This window comes from Arenibacter aquaticus, assembly GCF_003957295.1.
GTDB lineage: Bacteria > Bacteroidota > Bacteroidia > Flavobacteriales > Flavobacteriaceae > Arenibacter > Arenibacter aquaticus.
Genome location: NZ_RQPJ01000010.1, coordinates 1 through 2,881 on the forward strand (window position 1 = coordinate 1; position 2,881 = coordinate 2,881).

5 protein-coding genes are annotated in these 2,881 nt (G+C 51.5%); all 5 read left to right on the top strand.

Translation table 11 applies throughout. From position 1 onward, the window contains the following. Nucleotides 1–545, top strand: a 545-nt coding sequence (locus EHW67_RS20910; protein ID WP_317126873.1) for a hypothetical protein, incomplete at its 5' end; no start/stop codon positions are given. 24 nt (nucleotides 546–569) lie between these two features. Then, a complete protein-coding gene (locus tag EHW67_RS20915) occupies nucleotides 570–1,052 on the top strand; it encodes a hypothetical protein (RefSeq protein WP_317126874.1) in 483 nt (160 codons plus the stop codon). 48 nt (nucleotides 1,053–1,100) lie between these two features. After that, nucleotides 1,101–1,772 (top strand): hypothetical protein, encoded by a 672-nt coding sequence (locus EHW67_RS20920; protein ID WP_317126875.1) that lies wholly within the window; start codon nucleotides 1,101–1,103, stop codon nucleotides 1,770–1,772. 21 nt (nucleotides 1,773–1,793) lie between these two features. Next, nucleotides 1,794–2,108, top strand: coding sequence for a hypothetical protein (locus tag EHW67_RS20725; RefSeq protein ID WP_238389930.1), 315 nt, complete (start codon nucleotides 1,794–1,796; stop codon nucleotides 2,106–2,108). 12 nt (nucleotides 2,109–2,120) lie between these two features. Continuing rightward, the coding region (locus tag EHW67_RS20730) for a hypothetical protein (RefSeq protein ID WP_317126876.1) at nucleotides 2,121–2,881 on the top strand (761 nt) is incomplete at its 3' end.

Consider the following 2,881-nt stretch of genomic DNA (forward strand, 5'->3'; position numbering starts at 1 on the left):
CAAAGGAGATACAGGAGCTCAAGGTGATCAAGGAATTCAGGGTGAAAAAGGTGAAACCGGAGCTACTGGTGAGAAAGGTGAAACCGGAGCCACTGGAGCAACGGGTGCAACTGGAGAGAAAGGTGAGACCGGAGCTACTGGAGCAACTGGAGAAAAAGGTGAAACTGGAGCTCAAGGTGAGCAAGGAATCCAAGGTGACAAAGGAGATACAGGAGCCCAAGGTATCCAAGGTATCCAAGGTGAAAAAGGAGATACAGGTGCAACGGGTGCAACCGGAGAAAAAGGTGAGACCGGAGCTACTGGAGAGAAAGGTGACAAGGGAGATCAAGGAATCCAAGGTGAAAAAGGTGATAAGGGAGTTCAGGGTGAGAAAGGTGACAAAGGGGATACTGGAGCCCAAGGTATTCAAGGTGAAACTGGAGCAACTGGAGCACAAGGAATCCAAGGCGAGAAAGGTGACAAAGGAGATACAGGTGCTACTGGAGCCAAAGGCGATAAAGGAGACACTGGTGCTACAGGTGCTACTGGTGCCCAAGGCCCTATAGGTATTGGTTTAATTGGGCCAAAAGGTGATACGGGTGCTCAGGGAGAACAAGGAATCCAAGGTGACAAAGGAGATACAGGAGCTACTGGAGCTAAAGGCGATAAAGGAGACACTGGTGCTACAGGTGCTCAGGGTGAGCAAGGAATCCAAGGTGAGAAAGGCAATACTGGTGCTACAGGTGCTACAGGTGCAACCGGAGAAAAAGGTGATACCGGTGCTCAGGGTGACAAAGGTGATACTGGAGCTCAAGGAGAACAAGGTATCCAAGGAGAGACTGGTGCGACCGGAGAAAAAGGTGACAAGGGTGACACTGGTGCTACAGGTGAGAAAGGTGATAAAGGAGATACTGGTGCAACGGGTGCTACTGGAGAGAAAGGTGACAAAGGAGATACAGGAGCCCAAGGTGAGCAAGGTATTCAAGGTGAAACCGGAGCAACCGGAGCTACTGGAGCAACTGGAGAAAAAGGTGAAACTGGAGCTCAAGGTGAGCAAGGTATCCAAGGTCTAAAAGGAGATACCGGAGCTACTGGAGCCAAAGGAGATCAAGGTATCCAAGGTGAAAAAGGTGACAAAGGTGAAACCGGAGCTACTGGAGCCAAAGGAGATCAAGGTATTCAAGGAGAAACCGGTGCTACAGGTGCTACTGGAGCCACTGGTGAAAAAGGTGATACTGGAGAGAAGGGTGATACCGGAGCTACTGGTGCCAAAGGAGATCAAGGTATTCAAGGTGAGAAAGGTGATAAAGGAGATACTGGTGCAACGGGTGCTCAAGGAGAACAAGGAGTTCAGGGTGAGAAAGGTGAGACCGGAGCTACTGGAGCAACTGGAGAAAAAGGTGAAACTGGAGCTACTGGAGCAACGGGTGCTACTGGTGCTAAAGGTGCAACCGGAGAAAAAGGTGATACCGGAGCCAAAGGAGACCAAGGTATCCAAGGAGAGACTGGAGCCACTGGAGCCAAAGGAGATCAAGGTATCCAAGGTGAGAAAGGTGATACTGGAGATACTGGTGCAACGGGTGCAACTGGAGAGAAAGGTGATACCGGAGCTACTGGAGCCAAAGGCGACAAGGGTGACACTGGAGCTACTGGTGCTACAGGTGCAACCGGAGAAAAAGGTGATACCGGTGCTACTGGAGCTACTGGTGCTAAAGGTGAGAAAGGTGATACTGGAGCTCAAGGAGAACAAGGTATCCAAGGAGAGACTGGTGCGACCGGAGCTCAAGGATTAAAAGGAGAGACTGGAGCTACTGGTGCCAAAGGAGATCAAGGTATCCAAGGAGAGACTGGAGCTACTGGAGAGAAAGGAGATCAAGGTGAACAAGGTATTCAAGGTGAGACCGGAGCTACGGGAGCAACGGGTGCTACTGGAGAGAAAGGTGATACTGGTGCTACTGGTGCTAAAGGAGATACAGGAGCCCAAGGTATCCAAGGTGAGACTGGAGCTACTGGAGAAAAAGGAGACAAAGGAGATACGGGAGCCCAAGGAATCCAAGGTGAGAAAGGTGACACCGGAGCTACTGGAGCAACGGGTGCAACCGGAGCTACTGGTGCCCAAGGCCCTATAGGTATCGGTTTAATTGGGACAAAAGGTGATACGGGTGCTCAGGGAGAACAAGGTATCCAAGGTGAGAAAGGTGATACTGGAGCCACTGGCGAGAAAGGCGAGAAAGGTGACACTGGAGCTCAGGGAGAACAAGGTATTCAAGGTGAGACTGGCGCTACAGGTGCTACAGGTGCGACCGGAGCTCAAGGAGAACAAGGTATTCAAGGTGAAACCGGAGCAACTGGAGAGAAAGGTGACAAAGGAGATACTGGAGCCACTGGCGAAAAAGGCGAAACTGGAGCCACTGGAGCCAAAGGTGACAAGGGTGACACTGGAGCTCAGGGAGTTCAGGGTGAGAAAGGTGACACTGGCGCTACTGGAGCTACTGGTGCGACCGGCGCTCAAGGAGAACAAGGTATTCAAGGAGAAACCGGTGCTACAGGTGCTACTGGAGCCACTGGTGAAAAAGGTGAAACTGGAGCTACTGGTGCTACTGGTGCTACAGGTGCAACCGGAGAAAAAGGTGATACCGGAGCTACTGGTGCTACTGGTGCTACAGGTGCAACCGGAGAAAAAGGTGATACCGGAGCTACTGGTGCCAAAGGAGATCAAGGTATCCAGGGTATCCAAGGCGAGAAAGGAGATACCGGAGCCCAAGGAGAACAAGGTATCCAAGGTGAAACCGGTGCAACAGGTGCAACCGGAGTCAAAGGAGATACAGGAGCTCAAGGTGATCAAGGAATTCAGGGTGAAAAAGGTGAAACCGGAGCTACTGGTGAGAAAGGTGAAACCGGA